The sequence below is a fragment of the Paracoccus ferrooxidans genome (assembly GCF_029909815.1).
GTDB lineage: Bacteria > Pseudomonadota > Alphaproteobacteria > Rhodobacterales > Rhodobacteraceae > Paracoccus > Paracoccus versutus.
Genome location: NZ_CP038202.1, coordinates 53101 through 73769, shown reverse-complemented (window position 1 = coordinate 73769; position 20669 = coordinate 53101). Strand labels below are relative to the sequence as shown.

At 67.0% G+C, this 20669-nt stretch carries 21 protein-coding genes and 1 tRNA gene; 14 read left to right on the top strand and 8 right to left on the bottom strand.

Features of this window, described 5'->3' with window-relative positions; all coding sequences use genetic code 11:
• Positions 1-48: 48 nt before the first annotated feature.
• Complete coding sequence (locus E3U26_RS17405) at positions 49-387, bottom strand: P-II family nitrogen regulator (RefSeq protein ID WP_036760069.1); 339 nt, start codon at positions 385-387, stop codon at positions 49-51.
• Between the two features lie 154 nt (positions 388-541).
• Here E3U26_RS17405 and E3U26_RS17400 point away from each other — a divergent pair, with 154 nt between their 5' ends.
• From E3U26_RS17400 to E3U26_RS17385, 4 genes are all read left to right on the top strand, one after another.
• Positions 542-2245: a bifunctional ADP-dependent NAD(P)H-hydrate dehydratase/NAD(P)H-hydrate epimerase gene (locus E3U26_RS17400; RefSeq protein WP_499106996.1), complete on the top strand. Its 1704-nt coding sequence runs from the start codon at positions 542-544 to the stop codon at positions 2243-2245.
• A gap of 48 nt (positions 2246-2293) precedes the next feature.
• Positions 2294-2378, top strand: a tRNA-Leu gene (locus tag E3U26_RS17395).
• 91 nt (positions 2379-2469) lie between these two features.
• Positions 2470-3312, top strand: coding sequence for a DUF6538 domain-containing protein (locus tag E3U26_RS17390; RefSeq protein WP_499106994.1), 843 nt, complete (start codon positions 2470-2472; stop codon positions 3310-3312).
• A 9-nt stretch (positions 3313-3321) separates the two neighbouring features.
• Entirely contained in the window at positions 3322-4212 is an 891-nt protein-coding gene (locus E3U26_RS17385) for an IS5 family transposase (RefSeq protein ID WP_499106992.1), read from the top strand.
• Here the strand turns inward: E3U26_RS17385 and istB are convergent.
• Together istB and istA are read right to left on the bottom strand one after the other, a co-directional pair.
• Positions 4155-4883 (bottom strand): IS21-like element ISPkr1 family helper ATPase IstB, encoded by a 729-nt coding sequence (gene istB / locus E3U26_RS17380; protein ID WP_024843951.1) that lies wholly within the window; start codon positions 4881-4883, stop codon positions 4155-4157. The genes E3U26_RS17385 and istB overlap by 58 nt on opposite strands.
• Entirely contained in the window at positions 4813-6381 is a 1569-nt protein-coding gene (istA, locus tag E3U26_RS17375; protein WP_028717560.1) for an IS21 family transposase, read from the bottom strand. The genes istB and istA overlap by 71 nt, the downstream gene beginning before the upstream one ends.
• A gap of 251 nt (positions 6382-6632) precedes the next feature.
• Here istA and E3U26_RS17370 point away from each other — a divergent pair.
• The 6 genes from E3U26_RS17370 (at position 6633) to E3U26_RS17345 (ending at position 12657) form a co-directional block, all read left to right on the top strand.
• Positions 6633-7420 (top strand): IS5-like element ISPme2 family transposase gene (locus E3U26_RS17370; protein ID WP_088238952.1). Its coding sequence is split into 2 segments (ribosomal slippage): positions 6633-6969 and positions 6969-7420, totalling 789 coding nucleotides; the frame shifts between segments, so codons are not numbered across the junction.
• Positions 7421-7454: 34 nt separating this feature from the next.
• Positions 7455-7847 carry a hypothetical protein gene (locus E3U26_RS17365; protein ID WP_499106990.1) on the top strand — a complete coding sequence of 131 codons (393 nt, stop codon included), beginning with the start codon at positions 7455-7457 and terminating at the stop codon, positions 7845-7847.
• Positions 7848-7950: 103 nt separating this feature from the next.
• Positions 7951-8883: an IS5 family transposase gene (locus E3U26_RS17360; protein WP_179921185.1), complete on the top strand. Its 933-nt coding sequence runs from the start codon at positions 7951-7953 to the stop codon at positions 8881-8883.
• Positions 8884-9140: 257 nt separating this feature from the next.
• Positions 9141-9329: a hypothetical protein gene (locus E3U26_RS17355; RefSeq protein WP_114537608.1), complete on the top strand. Its 189-nt coding sequence runs from the start codon at positions 9141-9143 to the stop codon at positions 9327-9329.
• 499 nt (positions 9330-9828) lie between these two features.
• Complete coding sequence (locus E3U26_RS17350) at positions 9829-10272, top strand: hypothetical protein (protein WP_240540498.1); 444 nt, start codon at positions 9829-9831, stop codon at positions 10270-10272.
• 72 nt (positions 10273-10344) lie between these two features.
• Positions 10345-12657 (top strand): Tex family protein, encoded by a 2313-nt coding sequence (locus E3U26_RS17345; protein ID WP_499106988.1) that lies wholly within the window; start codon positions 10345-10347, stop codon positions 12655-12657.
• A gap of 13 nt (positions 12658-12670) precedes the next feature.
• Here E3U26_RS17345 and E3U26_RS17340 read toward each other — a convergent pair whose 3' ends face one another.
• Complete coding sequence (locus E3U26_RS17340; protein WP_449043609.1) at positions 12671-13669, bottom strand: LacI family DNA-binding transcriptional regulator; 999 nt, start codon at positions 13667-13669, stop codon at positions 12671-12673.
• A 158-nt stretch (positions 13670-13827) separates the two neighbouring features.
• On the opposite strand from E3U26_RS17340, the gene E3U26_RS17335 reads away from it, so the two are divergent.
• Genes E3U26_RS17335 through E3U26_RS17325 form a run of 3 tightly spaced genes read left to right on the top strand, consistent with a single transcriptional unit; the run spans position 13828 to position 17269 of the window.
• Entirely contained in the window at positions 13828-15165 is a 1338-nt protein-coding gene (locus E3U26_RS17335) for a uracil-xanthine permease family protein (protein ID WP_116220519.1), read from the top strand.
• A complete protein-coding gene (locus tag E3U26_RS17330; protein ID WP_499106986.1) occupies positions 15165-16562 on the top strand; it encodes an amidohydrolase family protein in 1398 nt (465 codons plus the stop codon). The genes E3U26_RS17335 and E3U26_RS17330 overlap by 1 nt, the downstream gene beginning before the upstream one ends.
• Positions 16559-17269, top strand: a complete 711-nt coding sequence (locus E3U26_RS17325) for a sulfite exporter TauE/SafE family protein (protein ID WP_114537603.1) — start codon at positions 16559-16561, stop codon at positions 17267-17269. The genes E3U26_RS17330 and E3U26_RS17325 overlap by 4 nt, the downstream gene beginning before the upstream one ends.
• Before the next feature lie 11 nt (positions 17270-17280).
• Here E3U26_RS17325 and ku read toward each other — a convergent pair whose 3' ends face one another.
• From ku to E3U26_RS17305, 4 genes are all read right to left on the bottom strand, one after another.
• Positions 17281-18117: a Ku protein gene (ku, locus tag E3U26_RS17320; RefSeq protein WP_499106984.1), complete on the bottom strand. Its 837-nt coding sequence runs from the start codon at positions 18115-18117 to the stop codon at positions 17281-17283.
• A gap of 75 nt (positions 18118-18192) precedes the next feature.
• Positions 18193-18645 (bottom strand): DUF421 domain-containing protein, encoded by a 453-nt coding sequence (locus E3U26_RS17315; protein ID WP_114537601.1) that lies wholly within the window; start codon positions 18643-18645, stop codon positions 18193-18195.
• A 10-nt stretch (positions 18646-18655) separates the two neighbouring features.
• Entirely contained in the window at positions 18656-19183 is a 528-nt protein-coding gene (locus E3U26_RS17310) for a hypothetical protein (protein WP_499106982.1), read from the bottom strand.
• A 70-nt stretch (positions 19184-19253) separates the two neighbouring features.
• Entirely contained in the window at positions 19254-20177 is a 924-nt protein-coding gene (locus tag E3U26_RS17305; protein WP_499106980.1) for a photosystem reaction center protein H, read from the bottom strand.
• A gap of 153 nt (positions 20178-20330) precedes the next feature.
• On the opposite strand from E3U26_RS17305, the gene E3U26_RS17300 reads away from it, so the two are divergent.
• Entirely contained in the window at positions 20331-20627 is a 297-nt protein-coding gene (locus E3U26_RS17300) for a PRC-barrel domain-containing protein (protein ID WP_449043605.1), read from the top strand.
• The last annotated feature ends 42 nt before the right edge of the window (positions 20628-20669 follow it).

Below are 20669 nucleotides of genomic sequence, written 5' to 3'. Positions count from 1 at the left end.
CCGCCGCGGGGCTGGGGTCATCGGTTTCTTGTTGCGGGTCGGGCGGGATCAGACCGCGTCGTCGCCGGTCTCGCCGGTGCGGATGCGGATGGCCTGTTCGACCGGGATGATGAAGATCTTGCCGTCGCCGATCTTCTCGGTGCGCGCGGCCGAGATGATGGCGTCGACGGCGGCCTCGACCAGGTCGTCGGGCAGCACCATCTCGATCTTCACCTTGGGCAGGAAGTCCACGACATATTCCGCGCCGCGATAAAGCTCGGTATGGCCCTTCTGCCGGCCAAAGCCCTTGACCTCGGTGACCGAGAGGCCCTGGACGCCGACTTCCTGAAGTGCCTCTTTCACATCGTCCAGTTTGAAGGGCTTGATGATGGCTTCGACTTTCTTCATCGCCTGATCCTTCTCTCGCGACTTGCCTGCGACCTGATTGGCGGGTTTGATGATGCGGGTAAATGGGGCAGGGCCAGGATCATGCGGCCGATCGCATTTGCCCGGCCGATATGCGTATATTTCGTGCAGAGAGATGATAATTTAGGCAGTCACCATGTTTCACGGCACCGAAATCCTGACGACCGCTCAAATGCGCGCCATCGAATCTGCCGCGATGACCAGCGGCCGGGTCACGGGCGCAGAGTTGATGGAGCGTGCCGGCTGCGCCGTCGCCGGGCAGATCCGGCTGCGCTGGCCCAAGGCGGGCCTGGCGGTGGTGCTGTGCGGGCCGGGCAACAACGGCGGCGACGGCTATGTGGTCGCGCGGCACCTGCACCGGGCGGGCTGGCAGCTGCGGGTGCTGGGCATGGACAATGCCGCCGGCGCGGATGCGGCCCGGATGAAGGCCGAATGGCGGGCGTTGGGCCCGATCCTGCCCCTGACCGAGGACGCCCTGCGCGAGGGCCCCGATGCGGATGTCTATGTGGACGCGATCTTCGGCACCGGCCTGACCCGCGCGCCCGAGGGCGAGATCGCCGCGATCCTGGATCATCTGGGCGGCTCGGGCGGCGATTGGGCGTTCTTCCGCGAACGGCTGGTGGCGGTGGACTGCCCCAGCGGATTGTGCCTCGACAGCGGCGCCTTTCCCGGCCGGCCGCGCGAGCCCGGCGATTTCGACCTGCGCGCCCGGCTGACCGTTGCCTTCGACAGCCCCAAGCCGGGGCATCTGCTGGAACGCGGGCCGGAATGCTGCGGCGAGCTGGTCGTCGCCGACATCGGCCTGCGGCATTGGAGAGAGCGCAACATCGACGGCCGCGGGTTCCGGCCCGCCCGGCTGACCGGCATCTGGCCCCCGTTCGATATTCCCGACGCCCGGTCTGGCACGGTGCTGGCCGACCGGCTTGCCAAGCGGTCGTCCTCGCATCCCCACAAGTTCAGCCACGGCCATGCGCTGGTCGTTGCCGGCGGGCCGGGCAGGGGTGGGGCGGGGCGCCTGTCGGCCCGCGCCGCCCTGCGCATCGGCGCGGGCCTGGTGACGCTTGCGCCGCCGGCCGAGGCCCTGCCGGCCCATGCCGGCCCGCCCGATGCGCTGATGCGCCGGGGAATCGACGATCCGGCCGGGCTGCAGGACATGCTGGCGGACCGCCGGATCAACGCGCTCTGCATCGGTCCCGGCTGCGGGGTCGAGCGCGCGGCGGTGCTGCTGCCCGCGATCCTGGGCGCGGGGCGGGCGACGGTGCTGGATGCCGATGCGCTGACCGCCCTGTCCCGCGACCCCGGCCTGATGGCGGTGCTGCACGAGAACTGCGTGCTGACCCCCCATGCGGGCGAGTTCGGGCGCGTCTTTCCCGATCTTGCCGCGCGCCTTGACCATCCGCCTGCGCCTGCGGGGACCGGCGCCGCCCATGCGCCCGATCCGGCGCGGATGGCGCGGTTCCTGGCGGAACATGCGGCCTATCGCGAGGAATTGGCAAAAATGCGCGGCCCGCTTTATTCGCGGCTCGACGCCGCCCGCGACGCGGCCGCGCGCAGCGGCGCCGTCGTGCTGCTGAAGGGCCCCGACACGGTGATCGCCGCCCCCGACGGGCGGGCTTGCATCCATTCCGCCTTCGACGTGCCCTGGCTGGCGACGGCGGGCGCGGGCGATGTGCTGGCGGGGATCATCGCCGGCCTTCTGGCCCGCGGCCTGCCGGGGCTGGAGGCGGCGGCAACCGGCGCCCAGCTTCATGCCGAGGCGGCGCGTCGCTTCGGTCCCGGTCTGATCGCCGACGATCTGCCCGAGGCGCTGCCCGCCGTGCTGCGTGGGATGGGAGTCTGAAATTACCCCTCGCATGTGGGCAGTGGCTTTGCTAGACAGCGCGCCATTGCGGGTGTGGCGAAATTGGCAGACGCACCAGATTTAGGTTCTGGCGCCGCAAGGCGTGGGGGTTCAAGTCCCTCCACCCGCACCATAAAAAGCCCAGCAAACGCTAGAAATTCCTTGTTTTGCTGGGCTTAGTCCGTTCTACTGTTACAAACTCTGTTACAAAGTGGACGGGCGGCATGGCTGGCGCACAACGATACCTCTTGAACCGATCCGGCAGATTCTTCGCCCGGCTGGTGGTGCCGAAAGACCTTCGACCCATTGTCGGCAAGACCGAACTGCGGGCACCCCTTGGGCCGGATCGCAGGACCGCAATGAAGCTGCTGCCGGGCGCGGTGGCGCATCTACAGCACCAGATCGCCCAGGCGGAGCGGAAGGCGGCACCGGCCAACAGCCCCGCCGCCCCAGCGCGCTATCCCCTCGCCCCGGATCAGATCGCGCTTTCGCACTACCAGCAACGTCTCGCGTTTGACGACCAGATGCGCAACAGCCCGTCATACGCTGTTGTCTCAACCATCGGGATTGATGACGGCTATGTTGAGCGACTGCGGGCGGGCGTGGCCGGGCGGCTGTCCGATCAGGAACTGGTCGACCTCATGAGCGCGCGGATCGAGCGTTTCCGCGCTGCTGGGAACTTCGACGCTGAACCTGGTTCGGATGAATGGCGCACCATCGCCCGCGCCCTCTGTAGCGCCGAGCTAGAGGCTCTGGCGCGCGTCGTGGAGCGCGACGAGGGCGACTTTACCGGCCAGCCCTCTACGCCCCTGCTGGTCAACGCCAAGCCGCCCGAGGACGAACCCGAGCCGGTGAGCCTTGCGAAACTCTGGAATGACTATGTGAAAGCCCGCACCACGGCAGGATTCATGAAGGACGGCGGGCGGCGTCAGCGCCCTGTGATCGAGAGCTTGCGAAAATTTCTCGGACATAGCGACGCCCGCAAGGTAACGCGCAAAGACCTTATGTCCTGGGGCTCTGTTGCACAAATCCCGTCAGGGATTCAGATCGTGAATCCAGGGTGGTAGCTGTGATGTATGAGCAGACCCACACCGCCAACCTACAGGACCAGAAACTGGCCAGCCTACAATGAAGCGCTCAAGCGCCGGGGCTCGCTGACGATCTGGTTCGACCCCGAGATGAGCTGGGATGCCGTGCCGACGGGGAGGCGTGGCCGCCAGCAGACCTACAGCGATACTGCCATTCAGAGCTGCCTGACGATGAAGGTGCTATTCGGCATGGCGCTCCGGCAGACGACCGGGTTCGTCGAGAGCCTGCTGCGTCTGGTTGGCCTCGACTGGACGGTGCCTGACTTCAGCACACTGTCCCGCCGCCAGAAGACCTTGGCTGTGAACATCCCGTATCGCGGCTCCAAAGGGCCGCTGCACCTGCTGATCGACAGCACAGGAATCAAGGTCGAGGGCGAAGGCGAGTGGCACGCTCGCAAGCATGGTGGCCCCAAACGGCGGGTCTGGCGCAAGATCCACCTTGGGATCGACGAGGAAACGCTAGAGATCCGGGCTGTCGAGATCACCGGGAGCAACGTCGGCGATGCGCCGATCCTACCTGACCTTCTCGACCAGATCCCGGAGGACCAGGAAATCGGTAGCGTCACGGCAGATGGCGCCTACGACACGCGCAAGTGCCACGATGCGATTGCAGATCGCGGAGCCCATGCCGTCATCCCACCGCGCAGGAACGCGAAGACCTGGAAGACCATCACCGCTGGAGCCGTCGCGCGCAACGAGGCCCTCCGGGCGTCCAGGTATCTCGGCCGCACCCTGTGGCGACGATGGAGTGGATACCACCGCCGGAGCCGCATCGAGACGAAGATGCATTGTGTCAAACTGCTGGGCCAGCGGCGTCTCGGTCATTCCCGCGTCTTGAAGCGCCAGCTCTCGTTGCCGGTCTCGACGATGTCACAGTGATGGGTCAGTCGGTCGAGGAGCGCCGTTGTCATCTTCGCGTCTCCGAAGACGGTCGGCCATTCGCCGAAGTCGAGGTTCGTCGTCACGATGATCGAGGTGCGTTCGTAAAGGCGACTGATGAGGTGGAACAGGAGCTGGCCACCCGTCTGGGCGAACGGCAGATATCCCAACTCGTCGAGGATCAGGAAGTCGAGGCGGCACAGGAGATCCGCAGTGCGTCCCTGTCGGTCGGCGCGGGCTTCGGCGTCCAGCTTGTTCACCAGGTCCACGACGTTGAAGAAGCGGCCGCGCTTGCCACGGCGGATGCAGGCCCGGGCGATGCTGACGGCAAGGTGGGATTTGCCGGTCCCGGTGCCGCCGATGAGGACGACGTTACGCTGATGCTCGAGGAACTCTCCGGAGGCCAGATCGCGCACCAGCGTTTCGTTTACGGGCGTGTCTTCGAAGCTGAACTCGTCGACTTCCTTGGCCAAGGGCAGCTTGGCGATGGTCATCTGGTATTTGATCGAGCGAGCTTGTTTCTCGCTGATCTCGGCGTTCAGCAGGTCGCCCACGATTTGCTGCGGTTCGTGCTGTCGCTTCACCGCCGTGGCGATGATCTCATCGTAGGCGGCCTTCATGCCGTAGAGCTTCAACTGGCCCATCGCGTCCAGCACCTGTGATCTTTCCATGGCGGGGTCTCCTGAGGCTGTCGTAGCGTTTGCAGTCGGCCACGGGCTCGCAGGTCAGGCGCAACGCGTCCGGCGTGGCGATGGTCAACGGAGGTGGTGGCTCGCGATGTCGGGCCAGGATGTTCAGAACGACCGATGCCGCCGGGGCGCCTTCGGTCAGGGCCTCGACGCAGGCAGCCTCGACGGCTTCCAGTCCATCCGTTGGGATCATGCTCAGGATCTGGACCATCTGACGGTCACCGTTCGGCACGCGCCCCAGCTTACGCTGGACGCGTCGTATCGCCGGCGGCAGTTCCCATTCCTTGAAGGGAGCGCCGTTTCGAAGGGCGCCGGGCTTGCGGGCCAGCACCGGGATGTAGTGCAGCGGGTCATAGATGGCCTTGTCGCGCCCGAAGGCGCGGTCGTGCCGGCCGACGATCTTGCCGTCCTGCCAGACCTCGACCCGCTCGGCATAGGCGCGGATCTCGACCGGACGGCCGACGGCGCGACCATCGACCGAGTAGCGGTTCTTGTCGAACCTAACGAGGCAGGTCTTGGACACCGAGGCCGGCACGGCATGGAATCCGTCGAAAGGGCCGACGTAGGGCACCAGGCTCGCCCGCTCATCCTGGAACACGTCCCAGATTGTCCGATCACGCAATTCCTGGTGCGGATGGGCCTTGGCCCAGGCAATACAGCGATCCTGAAGCCAGGCGTTGAGTTCCGCGTAGCTCTTGAAGCGCGGCCGCGGCACGAAGAACCGCCGCCGGACAACGCCAACCTGGTTCTCTACTTGTCCCTTCTCCCAGCCGGACGCGGGGGTGCAGGCGACGGGATCGACAAGGTAGTGTCCGCACATCTGCTGGAACCGGCGATTATACGCGCGGTCGCGGCCGACGAAGATCGTGTCCACCGCCGTCTTCATGTTGTCGTAGATCCCACGCGCACAGGCGCCGCCGAAGAAGGCAAAGGCCTTGTCATGGGCATCGAACACCATTTCCTGCGTCTCTCGCGGGTAGGCCCGGACGAACAGCATCCGGCTATGACAAAGCCGGACGTGAGCCACCTTCACCGTGGTGGTCACGCCGTCGATCAGAACGACCTCGTGACTCCAGTCGAACTGGTAGGCTTCACCCGGATCGAAGCTCAGTGGCACATAGGCGGCGGCTGACGCTTCCTGCTCCGCCTGCGACCACGAAGCCGCATAGCGTCGGACCGCGTCGTAGCCGCCGTCATATCCGAGGGCCCTGAGCTCTTCGAAAATCCGGATGCGGGTCAGCCGCTCGCGCTTCGGCTTGCGCGCATTCGCCGCCAGCATCTCGTCGAGCTTGCCTTTCCAGGGACCGATCTTCGGCTGCGGTTGGACGGTTCGCTCGTAAGTCATCTCCGTTGCGCCGGACCGGATCACCTTCCGAACCGTGTTCCGCGATACCCGCAGCTCTCGGCAGATATGCTTGATCGACTTCTTGTCCTGGAAATACGCCCGGCGGATCTTCGCAATCGTCTCCACAACCAGCATCCCACACTGTGCCCCCCGATAGCCTCGGAGGCATCATGACCATCAGCGTAAGGGGGGTCATTTTTGGAAGCCGATTACCCCGTTACGGGGTCAATTTTGCACGCCGGTTCACAGATTTGGGAATAGGGCCACGCGCCAGCGCATGACTGAGGACGCCCGCAACTACCTCACGACACCAAGCGCCGATCTAGGGCGTGTTGACAAAAGGGATTCACCGGGCGCGGTGATCGTGATTCAAGCTGGTATCTGCAATGGAGACCAGCGTGGCACGAAACCTGATGTCGAACGACGAGTGGGCGTTCTTTGAACGCTTCATCCTGGCTGTCCGTTCTCCGAACGGCCGCAAGCCCACGAACCATCGGCTTGTTCTGGATGGGATTTTCTGGATCGCCCGAACGGGGTCGCCCTGGCGCGACCTGCCGGAAGAGTTCGGCAAATGGTCGTCTGTCTATCGGCAGTTCCGGCGCTGGACGTTGGCGGGGCTGTGGGAACAGATCCTGGAGGCGCTGAACGAGAGCCGGATCGTGCCGGATGCGCTGCAGATGATCGACAGCACCGTGGTTCGCGCTCATCATCAGGCAGCGGGCGCAAAAGGGGGACTCCGCGCCAAGGTTTCGGCCGCTCGCGAGGTGGCTTCACGACCAAGATCCATCTGCGGGTCAATGCGGCAGGCCTGCCCATGAGAACCGAGATCACGGCCGGGCAGACATCGGACTACCTCGGCTTCGATCTGGTCATGGCTGACAACCTGCCCGAGCCAAGCGTTCTGCTCGCAGACCGCGGCTACGACTCCGACAACATCCGCAAGACCATGGAGGTGCGCGACGTGGTGCCGGTCATCCCCATGCGCAAAACCCGGAAGCTACGGGTCGCCGTTGACCGCAGGCTCTACCGCCTGCGCAATCTCGTTGAGCGGTGCTTCAACAAGCTCAAGAATGCCCGTCGCGTCGCCACCCGCTACGACAAGACCGCCGAAAGCTTCCTGGGCTTCATCGACATCACGTCGATCCGCCTCTGGCTCCGCCATTTGTCAACATGACCTAGCCGAGGTCTGCGCCCTTGTCGGTCTGGATATGCATTCTGTTATCGAGCGGATGCAGAAGCAGATTGCCGCCGCGCCGACAATTGAGCAGCTATTCAGCGCAAGGAAAAAGCCAAGCCGCCAAGGAAAGACGCTGACCCACCAAGGCGAAACCCTCACCATTAGCGAATGGGCTGATCGCCTCAACCTTCAACCTGATACCATTCGCATTCGGCTCAAGAATGGCGCATCTATCGAGGAAGCCCTTTCAGCCGATAAGAGACATACCGTGCGGAAAGACAGGCAACCCCGGTGGATTACCTATAACGGCGAAACCAGAACCGTAAAGGACTGGTCGCAGCGCCTCGGGTTAAAACCCGTCACAATCCATTATCGCCTTTACAGGGGCGCGACGGCTGCCGAGGCGCTTCAACCTGTGGCATAGGTGCTGCTAAAGCCCCAACATGTGCGCCAGCCATAGGATTGGCTCTGTTGCACAAATCCCGTCAGGGATTCAGATCGTGAATCCAGGGTGGTAGCTGTGATGTATGAGCAGACCCACACCGCCAACCTACAGGACCAGAAACTGGCCAGCCTACAATGAAGCGCTCAAGCGCCGGGGCTCGCTGACGATCTGGTTCGACCCCGAGATGAGCTGGGATGCCGTGCCGACGGGGAGGCGTGGCCGCCAGCAGACCTACAGCGATACTGCCATTCAGAGCTGCCTGACGATGAAGGTGCTATTCGGCATGGCGCTCCGGCAGACGACCGGGTTCGTCGAGAGCCTGCTGCGTCTGGTTGGCCTCGACTGGACGGTGCCTGACTTCAGCACACTGTCCCGCCGCCAGAAGACCTTGGCTGTGAACATCCCGTATCGCGGCTCCAAAGGGCCGCTGCACCTGCTGATCGACAGCACAGGAATCAAGGTCGAGGGCGAAGGCGAGTGGCACGCTCGCAAGCATGGTGGCCCCAAACGGCGGGTCTGGCGCAAGATCCACCTTGGGATCGACGAGGAAACGCTAGAGATCCGGGCTGTCGAGATCACCGGGAGCAACGTCGGCGATGCGCCGATCCTACCTGACCTTCTCGACCAGATCCCGGAGGACCAGGAAATCGGTAGCGTCACGGCAGATGGCGCCTACGACACGCGCAAGTGCCACGATGCGATTGCAGATCGCGGAGCCCATGCCGTCATCCCACCGCGCAGGAACGCGAAGACCTGGAAGACCATCACCGCTGGAGCCGTCGCGCGCAACGAGGCCCTCCGGGCGTCCAGGTATCTCGGCCGCACCCTGTGGCGACGATGGAGTGGATACCACCGCCGGAGCCGCATCGAGACGAAGATGCATTGTGTCAAACTGCTGGGCCAGCGGCTCATGGCAAGGGACTTCGACCGTCAGGTCGCCGAGTTCCAGATCCGCATCGCCGTCCTGAACGGCTACACCGCGCTCGGCATCCCGGTCACGGAAGCTGTAGGATAAGTCTGTCCGGGGAGGGGGTAACCGCGCCCATCACCTGAGTTATGCAACAGAGCCGCGCCGATCTTCTCGCGCATCTCCTCTACAGCCTTATGAACTGCCCGCTTCCCGAGCGGGCCCATGTGGCGGCTGATCCGGGGGCGTTCCTTGCGATGGGCGCGCAGCCGGGCCGGATTCTTCCTTGGCCAGTTTGATCCCCGTCAAAGCGCGTCGCGGCCGGATGTGCCCTACAGGGCATGGTAACTGGTCTGGGGGTGGAAATGACCCGTCTTTTCATGCTTCTGTTGTCCATCAGCCTGACGACGCTCGCCGGGATCGGCGTGATCATCGTCCTGGCGATGGGATTTTACGATCTGCGCGCCATCCTTCTGGCTGCCGCCGGGGGCGCGATCATCGCCTTGCCCATCACCTGGTATGTCGCCGGGAAGCTGAAGGACAACATGGGCTAGCAAGCGCCGGGCGCCAGCCCGCAGGGCAGGCAATCAGCCGCGGGGCTGGTCTGCCCGTCAAGCCGCCAGCACATCCGCGCAGGCGGCAGCCGTGCTTTTTTCCGGCATATCCAAGGCCCAAAAGCCGAAAGGAACGGTCCTGCCCATTTGCGGCGGGGCTTTCCTGCTTTGTTGATTCCCGCGCGGGGGCTGCCCCGGCGGGCCGGCCGCAAGCGCGGGTCGGCCGAAGCCGCCGGCCCCGGATGACCCGGCGGCAAGGAAAGACAGGGCCCCGCGAATCCATCGCAACCTGGGGGTGTTCGCCACCGCCGCGCAGGGCGCTTATTAAAATCAAGTAAAAACAACGTATTGACGCGCCGCTGTTAAGAAATTGTTAACCTGTCTTAAAGGGCAACTGGCCTAAACCGAACAGATCGTCTTAATTGTAAGTCATTGCGTGATCTCTATTGTTGGTTGGTGAGTGATGTTGGTGAATGGCAAGGCCACGCATGCCGCTGGCATGCATTATACCCCTGGCGACAACGGTTGCCTGAGCTTTCTTCAGGTTCCGGGAATCGGGGTCGGCAGCCGAAGCTTCTCGGGCTCGGTGGCGGACTGGTGCGAGCAGGGGTTCTCGATCTGCGAAAGCTACCTGATCGAGGCGCAGACCCTTTCCATCGAAGGCGATCCTTCGGGGTTCGTCGCCATGGCCGAGGCGCAGTTCGACGACGAGCTGGCCGACGAGGTGCTGCTGCACGCCAATGCCCTGCTGAGGGGCATGGCCTTCCGCCGGCTGGGCGGGCGGCTGCAACTGGTCGAAACCGGCGACGAGCCCCTGGGCCTGAACTGGACCGCCATCGCGAACCTGTGGTGCGCGATGGAGACGACCAAGGGCGACATGCGCCTGCCGCGCCTTGACCCGCAGTTCGAAAAGCGGATGCGCGCGGCGATGCGCCTGTCCTGAACGGGACGGCGGCGCCGGGACGCTTGGATCGGCGGCCGGTTTTGTCTAAGACGGCGTTCCAGTCAGCAGAGGATGCCGCCCGTGGACGCGACCGACCGCATTGCCCGCACCATCGCCGCCGAGATCAGCGCCAGCCCCGCCCAGGTGGCGGCGGCGACCGGCCTCTTGGACGGGGGCGCGACGGTTCCCTTCGTCGCGCGCTATCGCAAGGAGGTGACGGGCGGGCTGGACGACACGCAGCTGCGCACGCTGGCCGAACGGCTGGCCTATCTGCGCGAACTCGAGGCGCGGCGGGCGGCGATCCTGGATACGATCCGCGGCCAGGGCAAGCTGACCGAGGATCTGGCCCGCGCCATCGCCGGGGCCGAGACCAAGGCCACGCTGGAAGACATCTACCTGCCCTTCAAGCCCAAGCGCCGCACCAAGGCGATGATCGCGCGCGAAAACGGGCTGGAGCCGCTGCTGCGCGCCATCCAGGAGAACCGCAGCCCCGAGCCCGAGGCGCTGGCGGCGGGCTATCTGACCGAGGCGGTGCCCGAGGTGAAATCGGCGCTGGACGGGGCGCGCGACATCCTGGTCGAGGAACTGTCCGAGAATGCGGCGCTGCTGGGCCGGCTGCGCGAATTCATGCAGGCCGAGGCGATCATTTCCGCCAAGGTGGTGCCGGGCAAGGAGCAGGTCGGCGCCAAGTTCAGCGATTATTTCGACCAGTCCGAGAAATGGGCCGCGATCCCGGCGCATCGGGCGCTGGCGATCCTGCGCGGCGCCAAGGAAGAAGTGCTGACCATCGAGATCGCGCCCGAGCCGGAAACCGGCGCGGCGCGGGCCGAGGGCATCGTCGCCTCGGCGCTGGGTCGGCTGGGCGACCAGCCGGGCGACAGGTGGCTGCGCAAGGTGGCGGGCTGGTGCTGGCGGGTGCGGCTGTCGAACACGATGTATATCGACCTGCTGACCGAATTACGCACCCGCGCCCATGCCGAGGCGATCCGGGTCTTTGCCCGCAACCTGCGCGACCTGCTGCTGGCCTCGCCCGCCGGGCCGCGCGCGACCATCGGGCTTGACCCCGGCATCCGCACCGGGGTCAAGCTGGCCGCGGTGGACGGCACCGGCAAGCTGGTCGAGACGGCGACGCTCTATCCCTTTCCGCCGAAATCCGACCTGCGCGGGGCGGAAGCCGCGCTGGCCGCCGCCATCACCCGCCACAAGATCGAGCTGATCGCCATCGGCAATGGCACCGCCAGCCGCGAGACCGAGCGTTTCGTGGCCGAGGTGCTGAAACGCCTGCCCGAGGGGGTGAAGCAGCCGGTGAAGGTGATCGTGTCCGAGGCCGGCGCCTCGGTCTATTCGGCCTCGGAACTGGCGGCCAAGGAGTTCCCCGGCCTCGACGTGTCGCTGCGCGGTGCAGTGTCCATCGCCCGGCGCTTGCAGGATCCGTTGGCCGAGCTGGTCAAGGTGCCGCCCGAATCCATCGGCGTCGGCCAGTATCAGCATGACGTGGACCAGCGGCAGCTGGCGAAAACGCTGGAGGCGGTGGTCGAGGATGCGGTGAACGCGGTGGGGGTGGACCTGAACACCGCCTCGGCGCCGCTCTTGGCGCATGTCGCCGGGCTGGGGCCGTCGCTGGCGCAGAACATCGTCGCGCATCGCGATGCCTCGGGCGCCTTCCGCTCGCGCGCGGCCTTGAAGAAGGTGACGGGGCTTGGCCCGCGCGCCTTTGAGCAATGCGCGGGCTTCCTGCGCATCCGCGAGGGCGAGGAGCCGCTGGACGCCTCGGCCGTCCATCCCGAGGCTTACGGCGTCGCCCGCCGGATCGTCGCCGCCTGCGGCCGCGACATCCGCCAGATCATGGGCAATGGCGCGGCGCTGAAGGACATCCGTGCGGAAGCCTTTGTCGATGAGCATTTCGGCCTGCCCACCATCCGCGACATCCTGTCGGAACTGGAAAAGCCCGGCCGCGACCCGCGCCCGAGCTTCGTCACGGCAAGCTTTGCCGAAGGGGTCGAGGATATCAAGGACCTGCGCCCCGGCATGGCCCTGGAGGGCACGGTGACGAATGTGGCGGCCTTCGGCGCCTTCGTCGACATCGGCGTGCATCAGGACGGGCTGGTGCATATCAGCCAGCTGGCCGACCGTTTCGTGAAGGATCCGAACGAGGTGGTGAAGGTCGGCGACGTGGTCAAGGTGCGCGTGACCGAGGTGGACGTGGCCCGCAAGCGCATCGGCCTGACCATGCGCAAGGACGGCGGCGCCAGCGCCAGGGATGCGCAGAAGGAGCGCGGCCCCAAGGCCCAGCCGGCGCGCGGTCCGAAATCCGCCGCCCCCGCCGGCAAGGAACAGCCGGGCGCCCTGGGCGCGGCGCTGCTGAACGCGCTGCGCAAGAACTGAGCGGGCCGGTCGCCTAGTCCGGCACCGAGGATCGCCGGGGGACCAGATCCGGCAGGTCCGCATCGACCGTGCGGCCGGTCCCCTCGATCCGGTCCAGCAGCAGGTGGACCGCCTGCTCGGCGATCGCCGGAAGATGCAGGTCCAGGGCGGTCAGCGGCGGATCGGACAGCTTTGCCCGCAGCCCGTCATAGCGGGTGGCGATGCGCAATTGCCGGGGCATCGCCAGCCCCAGCTCATGCGCCGCGCGCACCGCGCCGCTGGCGAAGGCGTCGATGGCGGCGAATATCCCGTCGATCGAGGGGACCGCGCGCAGCAGGCGCAGGGTTTCGCGATAGGCGATCTCCTCGCCCTCTTCCTCGTCCAGGGCGACCAGGGTGGCTTGCTGGCCGCGCCGGGCGACGAAGGCGCGATAGGCCTCAGCGGCCTCGATCTGGCTGGTGCGCGGGGTCGCGCCGACCAGCGCGGCGACATGGCGGCAACCCTGCTGCGCCAGATGGTCCAGCAGCAGCAGCGCGGTTTCCCGCGAGCGGATGTTCACGGCGGGTATGTCGGGCCGGCCCGGCACGGTGCCGATGGAGACGACGGGGATCTTGCGCTGCTCGAACAGGGCGACCAGCGGGTCGTCGCGCATGGGCTCGACCAGGATCACCCCGTCGAAGGCGACCGAGCCCTGGCTGCGGATCGCCGGATGCGGCGGGATCAGGCACAGCGCCAGCTGGCGGGTCAATGCCGACATCGCGGCCGAGGCTGCGATCTCCATCAGGAAGCCCAGCCGCGACGGCCCGGCGGCAATGGCGAAGGGCATCGAGGAGGCCAGCGCGATGGTGCCGCTGCGGCCGCTGCGCAGCGCCCGCGCCATGCTGCTGGGGTGATAGCCGATCTCCTCGGCGATGGCGTGGATGCGCTTGCGGGTCTCGGGGTCGACGTGGCGGCGGCCGCTGAAGGCATGGGAAACGGTCGTGACCGACACCCCCGCGGCCCTGGCCAGATCCGATATGGTGGGCTTGCGCAATGCGTCCTCATTCGCCGCTTTTCGCGGCAAGGCTAGCAGCATCGCCGCACCGGAGGCAACAAAACGATTTGCACGAATCGCGCCGCGTGGTATTTCGAGGGTAAGCAAAACGATTTGCATAAATGTAAACGCCGCTTCAACAACAGGGAAACGCCACGATGGCCAATGCAAAGACGCTTACGCCGCCCGATCCGGTGGACCGGGTTCTGCCGCCGAGGGATCTGATCCTTTACGGCTTCCAGCACGTGCTGGTGATGGCCGCATCGCCGATAACGGCGGTGTTTCTGGTGGCGCAGACGCTGGGCTTCGACCCGGCGCTGACCGTGTCGATCATCAGCGCCACCTTCCTGGTCTGCGGGCTGGGCTCGATCCTGCAAAGCTTCGGGCCGGCCGGCTTCGGGGCGCGGCTGCCCTTCATCATGGTTCCGGGCGGCGCCCCCATCGCGATCTTCCTGGCCATCGCCAGCCAGACCGACGTGCAGACGGCGGTGGGCGCGGTGCTGATGACCGGGGTGTTCTATTTCCTGGCGCTGCCGGTCTTTCGCCGGCTGCTGCGCTTTTTCCCGCCCATCGTGGTGGGCACCATGCTGCTGCTGGTGGCGGTCAACCTGGTCAAGATCTATGGCGGCACCATCACCGGCAAGCCCGGCAGCGAGGGCTTTGCCGATCCGGTCAATGTCGGGCTGGCGCTGGCGACCATCGCGCTGACGGTGATCTTCTCGCGCGTGTTCACCGGCACGCTCCAGCGCATCTCGGTGATGCTGGGGCTGATCGCGGGGACGCTGCTGGCGGCGGCGCTGGGCCGGCTCGACTTGTCGGGCGTGATGCAGGGACCGCTGGTCGCGGTGCCGCAGCTGTTTCCGTTCGGGATGCCGAAATTCGACCTGATCGCCTCGCTGCCGCTGATCATCTTCTCGATCATCTCGATGGCCGAGGCGACCGGCCAGACCATCGCCACCGCCGAGATCGTGGACCGCAAGGGCGACGCCCATGCCATCGTGCCGCGCACCATCCGCGGCGATGCGGTGGCCTCGATCCTGGGCGGGCTGTTCGGCACCTCGCTGATCATCACCTCGGGCGAGAACATCGGCATCGTCCGCGCGACCGGGGTGCGCTCGCGCCATGTCACCGCCATGGCGGGGGTGATCCTGGTGCTGATCGCGCTGCTGGCGCCGGTGTCGCGGCTGGCCAGCGTCCTGCCCGGCCCGGTCGTCGGCGGCACGGCCGTCATCGTCTTTTCCATCATCGGCGTGATCGGCATCCACGTGCTGAGCCGCGTCGACCTGCGCGAACATGGCGCGATGTTCACGCTGGCCTCGGGGCTGGCCATGGGGCTGATGCCGATCCTGGTGCCCGGCGTCTACAGCCAGTTCCCGCAATGGTCGCAGATGATCCTGGGCAACGGGCTGGCGATGGGCACGATCACCGCGGCGGTGGTCAACGCCTTCTTCCAGTTCAGCGCCCCCAAACCTGTCGATGCCACGGAGCATGCCTGATGACCGACCTGCGCCAGACCTTTGCCCGAACCGACGAGACGATCGTCGCGCCGGGGCGCCTGCTTCTTGACGGAGGGCCGCAACGCGACATGGCCGTGCTGCTGCGTGCCGGCCGCTTTGCCGATGTCGGCCAAGCCGCCGCGCTTTGCGCCCGCCATCCCCAGGCGCGGCTGGTCGAACTGCCCGATCACCTGATGATGCCGGGCTTCATCGACACCCACACCCACCTGACGCAATCGCTGGGCAAGTCGCTGGTCTTCGGCGAACCCTCCGAGATCTTTCGCCGCATCTGGGTGCCGCTGGAGGGCAGCCTGGACGAACACATGGTCTACCTGTCCTCGAAGCTGGCGGCGCTGGAATGCCTGCGGGGCGGCTTTACCGCGGCGATCGACGCCGGCACGCGCTCGGCCGGCCATATCGGCAAGCTTGCCCTTGCCTCGCGCGAGGTGGGGTTGCGGCTGGTGGTGGCGCAGATCTGCAACGACCTGGGCGGCGCGGCGGTGGTGCCGGATCGCGGCCAGATCCTGCGCAACGCCCAGGCGCACCTGGCCGCCTGCCAGGGCGATCCGCTGATCCATGCCTCGCTGGCCATCTCGATCCCCGAGGTGGCCAGCGACGAGATGCTGCGCGAGGTCTCGGCCATGGCGGCCGAGGCGGGCGTGACCTTCCAGACCCATGTGAACGAGCATCTGGTGGCGGTCGAACGCTCGCTGGTGGCGCATGGCCGCCGGCCGCTGGAGCATCTGGCCCATGTCGGCGCGCTGGGGCCGCAGACCCTGATCGCGCATTCGACGCTGGTCACGCCGTCGGAGCTGAACCTGCTGCGCGATACCGGCACTGCCGTCGCCTACAATCCCGTCGCCTCGGTCTGGAAGGGGAACGCGGTCGCGCCGGCGTTGCAGATGCAGGCGCTTGGCATCCGCTTCGGGCTGGGCACGGACGGCACGCGGGCCGACGGGTTCCGGCTGATGGACGCGGCCGAAAGCATGCAGCGCGTGGCCTATGGGCTGGCCTCGGGCGACAGTTCCTGCGGCGGCGGCTGGCTGTGGCTGGATGCGGCGACGCGGATGGCCGCCGATGCCGGCGGTCTGGCCGGCGTGACCGGCCGCATCGCCAAGGGGCTGGCGGCCGACTTCCTGCTGGTCGACCTGGACCGGCCCGAATTCACCCCCTCGCACGACCTGAGCTGGGAGCTGGTGCGCTATGGCAACCGCGACCAGATCGACGCGGTCTTTACCAATGGCCGGCTGAGGATGGTGCAGGGCTGGCCGGTGGACTGGGACGCGCGCGCCCTGATGGAAGAGATCAGGGATCTGGCCGCGCCGGCCATCGCCGCCGCGCCGATCCAGCGCATCCATCCGACGGCGGACAGCCTGATCGACATGAGGCTGGCGTGACCCTTTCCATCTTTCTGGGCCTGTCGCTGCTGGTCGCCGCATCCGCCTTCGTCCAGGGTGCGGTGGGCATCGGCTTTGCCCTGATCATGGCGCCGGTCTTCGGCTTCGTCGATGCCAGCCATCTGCCCGTCACCCTGCTTATCCTGATGCTGCCGCTGAACTTCCTGGTCGCATGGCGCGAGCGGCAGATGATCGACCGGCAGGGCACCGGGTGGATCACCTTCGGCCGCTTCTTCGGGACGTTCCTGGGCATGGCGGTGCTGGTCGCGCTGTCGGTGCGCCAGCTCGAGATCGCCGTCGGCCTGCTGACGGTGCTGGCCGCCGTCGCGGCCCTGCTGGCGCCGCCCTTCGCCCCCAGCCGCTCGGCCTCGCTGGGGGTGGGGCTGTTCACCGGCGTGACCGAGACGGCGACGGGCATCGGCGGCCCGCCGCTGGCGCTGCTATACCAGCACGCCCCCGGCCCGGTGCTGCGCTCGACCGTGGCGACCTGCTTTCTGGTCGGCGAGGCGATCTCGCTGGTCATCCTGCTGGTCGCCGGGCGGATCGGTGGGCAGCAGATCCTGGCGGCGCTGGCGCTGATCCCGGCGGTGCTGGTCGGCAGCCTGCTGTCGCGGCATGTCCACGCCCATGTCAACGGGCCGGCGCTGCGGCTGGCGGTGCTGGTCTTCTCCATCGTCAGCGGCGCGGCGCTGGTCCTGAAGGGTTAGGGCGCGGGGGCTCAGCGGGACTTGCGTCGCGAGCCCGCGCCCGCCGCCTTCCTGCGGGCGGGCGGCTTTTTCCGGGCCAAGCCCGCGCTTTCGCGCAGTGCTGCCATCAGGTCCACGACATTCTCGCGCTTGGGCGCCGGGCGGGGCTTGATCTTGCGGCCCTCCAGCTTGGCGCGGACCAGGTCCGCCAGCGCCGCCTCGTAACGGTCGTCGAAGGCGGCGATGTCGAACGCGCCCATCTTGGTGGCGATGATATGCTTGGCCAGCTCCAGCATCTCGCCCTTGATCTTCACGGCCGAGATGTCGCGGAACGCCTCGCTGGCCGAGCGCACCTCGTAGTCGAAATTCAGCGTCGAGGCGATCATGCCCGGCCCATGCGCGCGGATCAGCACCGTGCGCACCCGGCGAAACAGCACCGCCCGCGCCAGCGCCGCCGCCTGCTTGCGGCGCATGCCTTCGCGGATCAGGGCAAAGGCTTCCTCGGCCGTCCGGTCCGCCGGCGTCAGGTAATAGGGGCGGTCGAAATAGACGTCGTCGATGTCCTTGCAGGCGATGAAAGCCGCGACGGCCAGGGTCTTGTCGCTTTCCGGCATGGCCGCGGCGATCTCGTCGGGGTCCAGGACGACGTAGTCGCCCTCGCCGACCTCGTAGCCCTTGACCTGGTCGTCCTTTTCGACCGGCTTGCCGGTGTCGCTGTCGATGAACTGCCGGCGCACCCGGTTCCCGGTCGCCCGGTTCAGCGTGTGAAAGGCGATGCGTTCCGAGGTCGAGGCCGCGGCGTGAAGCGCGACCGGGCAGCTGACCTCGGCGATCTTCAGCATCCCCTTCCAGATCGCCCGCGGTGACATGGCCTGCCTTCCCGGTGAAATACGACGTCGGCCCAACGTCCCCAGCCTGGCGGCGGTTCCGGCGGCGCGGGCGGCCTAACCCTGGTCCTTGCGGGGGATGATGCTGATCGCGCCGCTGATCTCCAGCACGGCGGCGTCGATCTGTTGCAGGTTGGCCAGGCCATGCTGGACGCGCGCCGCCTCCAGGATGTCGGTGATGCCCATGCGCGAGCGTTCCAGCGCGGCGCGGTCGACCTCGCCCCGGCTCATCAGCACCGTGGGGGTGCCGTCCAGCCAGGTCGCCAGCCGGGTCGAGCGCATCTTGGCAAAGGACAGGATCACGTCGACCGTGACCAGGGTGATCATCAGCACCACCGCGTTCACGATGGAGAAATCGTCGCCCAGCAGCGCCTGCTGCGTGGTCTCGGCGATGATGAGCAGCAGCACGAGGTCGAAGGGCGTGGTCTGCGCCAGCGTCCGGCGTCCCGACAGCCGGGTCATGACCAGCAGCGCCAGATAGATCGCGACGCCTCGGATGACGGAATCCATGGCTTGGCCTTCAGGGCAGGATCAGGATATGGGCGGCGCGGCGTTGCGCGCCGATGGCGATGTCAAGCCGGGTCCAGCCGAAATGCAGCGCCCGCACCTCCAGGACCACCTTGTGCGGCCCCGGCCCCTGCGCCGGCACGGCAAAGCCTTGGCCGCGGTCCGAAAGCGTGGCTTGCGCCGGTTCGGGCTGGATGCGCTCGACCGAGAAGCGGTCGAAGAAATCCTGTCCGATGCGAAAGGAATGCATTGCGGCCGGGCGTTCGAAGGTGATCGAGACCTCATCGGTGCCCTCCCAGCGGCTGATGCGGGGAAATTCGACCCGCGCGCCGTCCAGGCGCAATTCGCCCCTGTGCAGCGCGCCGCCGCTTCCCGTCAGGCCCAGCAGCGCCAGCAGGCAGACCGCGCCGAAGAGCAGCCAGGCGATGCGCTGGATGCGCCAGAACCGGCGCTGGAAGCGGCGGTCCTCGTCCAGTTGCAGGCCGTCGTCGCGCAGGGAGGGGACGCGCAGGGTGGGGCTGTTGGATCGGGGGTTCGGCATGGCGGTCCTGGCGAGGCGATATGCTGGCGCCCGCAGCCGGGGCCGGCTGCGGGGCCGGGGCTGCCGGCGCTTACTGGGTCATGGGGGCGGGGCCGTCCTCGTCGAACTCGGGCAGGGCTTCGAGCTGCTGGCGGGTCCAGGGCAGATAGATGCGGATGTCGGTATCCTTGCGATAGACCACCAGGTCGCCGACCGGGATGGCGACGCGATGCTCGCCCATGCCCAGGAAGCCGCCCACGTCGATGATGGCATGGCTGATCTCGGCCGAGCCCATCGGCTGGGCTTCCCCCTCGGGCGCGGTCTGCACCGGGGGCGTGGTGGCATCGGTGGGGGTGATGGTGCCGGCATCCGAGCCGATCCCCTCGATCCGGTCGCTGTCGCCGCGGTCGGTGCCGCTGGCCACGTTCGAGGAATCGGTGTCGAGGGCCGGCGCCGTGGCCTCGGGGCTCGCCGTGCCGCTTTCGACCGAGGTGTTCGCATCCTCGGTGGCGGGGGCGGTGGCGGAGTCGGTGGTGGCCGTGTCGGTCGTGTCGCCGGTGTCGGTGCCCGTCTCGGCCGCGGCGGGCGGCGGGGCGGCGGGCGTGGTTTCGGTATCGGCACCCGGCGCAGGCATGGTCGTGGCGGCATCGCTGCCTTGCATCGCCGCGCCGGCATCGCTGCCTTGCATCGCCGCGCCGGCATCGCTGCCTTGCAGCGCCGCGCCGGCGTCGCCGCCTTGCAGCGAGGTGGAGCCGTTGGCGAAGACCAGCCCATGCACCTCGCCGATCTCGTCGCCGCTGGCGTCGTAGACGGTGGCGCCCTGCAGGTTCTCGGTGGTCAGCACCACCTCGCCTTCGACATAGCCGTCGGGCGGGGCGATGGTGGGCAGGGGCTCGTCGGCGGCGGGCGCGGTTTCCTGACCCATCGGAACGGGCTGGCTTTCGGTCTCCTGGGCCTGGGCGGCGGTCACGCTCAGCGCGGCGGCAAGGGCGGTGGTGACGAACAGCTGTTTCATCTCATTCCTCCTCTGGATGCGGGGTTTGCGCAGGGCGGTTGAACCGTGGCCGGCGGCAAATGTTCCCGCCGCAGCCTTCACGGCACCGTTATGGAACAGACCGGCCTTCCGGCGGTTGGGGGTGCCTCAACCGACAAAGCAGAGGAGGGCCCAATGGACCACAGCACCCATATCCCATTGAACGAGAGCGAGCTGACCGAGGCCGCGCTGACCGGCGCCACCATCTATGGCCCCGGCGACGAAAGGATCGGCCATGTCTCGCATGTCCATGGCGTCGGCAACGAGGCGGTGGTGGTGATCGACGTCGGCGGCTTCCTGGGCATCGGCTCGAAGCCCGTCGCCGTTCCCGCCCGCGAGCTGGATTTCATGCGCGACGGCAGCAACAGCGTCCACGCCGTCTCGCGCTGGACCAAGGACGAGCTGAAGCAGATGCCCGAGCATCGGGACTGACCCCCGCGGCCGGCCGCGATCCGCTCCGGCCAGCCCTGACCA

What these genes read in the sequence shown, in the direction of transcription:
- E3U26_RS17405 (WP_036760069.1), bottom strand. Translation starts at nt 387, where the DNA reads ATGAAGAAAGTCGAAGCCATCATCAAGCCCTTCAAACTGGACGATGTG.
- E3U26_RS17330 (WP_499106986.1), top strand. Translation starts at nt 15,165, where the DNA reads ATGACCGACCTGCGCCAGACCTTTGCCCGAACCGACGAGACGATCGTC.
- E3U26_RS17345 (WP_499106988.1), top strand. Translation starts at nt 10,345, where the DNA reads ATGCCGCCCGTGGACGCGACCGACCGCATTGCCCGCACCATCGCCGCC.
- E3U26_RS17400 (WP_499106996.1), top strand. Translation starts at nt 542, where the DNA reads ATGTTTCACGGCACCGAAATCCTGACGACCGCTCAAATGCGCGCCATC.
- ku (WP_499106984.1), bottom strand. Translation starts at nt 18,117, where the DNA reads ATGTCACCGCGGGCGATCTGGAAGGGGATGCTGAAGATCGCCGAGGTC.
- istA (WP_028717560.1), bottom strand. Translation starts at nt 6,381, where the DNA reads ATGCTGGTTGTGGAGACGATTGCGAAGATCCGCCGGGCGTATTTCCAG.
- istB (WP_024843951.1), bottom strand. Translation starts at nt 4,883, where the DNA reads ATGGAAAGATCACAGGTGCTGGACGCGATGGGCCAGTTGAAGCTCTAC.
- E3U26_RS17300 (WP_449043605.1), top strand. Translation starts at nt 20,331, where the DNA reads ATGGACCACAGCACCCATATCCCATTGAACGAGAGCGAGCTGACCGAG.
- E3U26_RS17310 (WP_499106982.1), bottom strand. Translation starts at nt 19,183, where the DNA reads ATGCCGAACCCCCGATCCAACAGCCCCACCCTGCGCGTCCCCTCCCTG.
- E3U26_RS17365 (WP_499106990.1), top strand. Translation starts at nt 7,455, where the DNA reads ATGCATTCTGTTATCGAGCGGATGCAGAAGCAGATTGCCGCCGCGCCG.
- E3U26_RS17315 (WP_114537601.1), bottom strand. Translation starts at nt 18,645, where the DNA reads ATGGATTCCGTCATCCGAGGCGTCGCGATCTATCTGGCGCTGCTGGTC.
- E3U26_RS17335 (WP_116220519.1), top strand. Translation starts at nt 13,828, where the DNA reads ATGGCCAATGCAAAGACGCTTACGCCGCCCGATCCGGTGGACCGGGTT.
- E3U26_RS17385 (WP_499106992.1), top strand. Translation starts at nt 3,322, where the DNA reads ATGAGCAGACCCACACCGCCAACCTACAGGACCAGAAACTGGCCAGCC.
- E3U26_RS17350 (WP_240540498.1), top strand. Translation starts at nt 9,829, where the DNA reads ATGCATTATACCCCTGGCGACAACGGTTGCCTGAGCTTTCTTCAGGTT.
- E3U26_RS17390 (WP_499106994.1), top strand. Translation starts at nt 2,470, where the DNA reads ATGGCTGGCGCACAACGATACCTCTTGAACCGATCCGGCAGATTCTTC.
- E3U26_RS17305 (WP_499106980.1), bottom strand. Translation starts at nt 20,177, where the DNA reads ATGAAACAGCTGTTCGTCACCACCGCCCTTGCCGCCGCGCTGAGCGTG.
- E3U26_RS17355 (WP_114537608.1), top strand. Translation starts at nt 9,141, where the DNA reads ATGACCCGTCTTTTCATGCTTCTGTTGTCCATCAGCCTGACGACGCTC.
- E3U26_RS17360 (WP_179921185.1), top strand. Translation starts at nt 7,951, where the DNA reads ATGAGCAGACCCACACCGCCAACCTACAGGACCAGAAACTGGCCAGCC.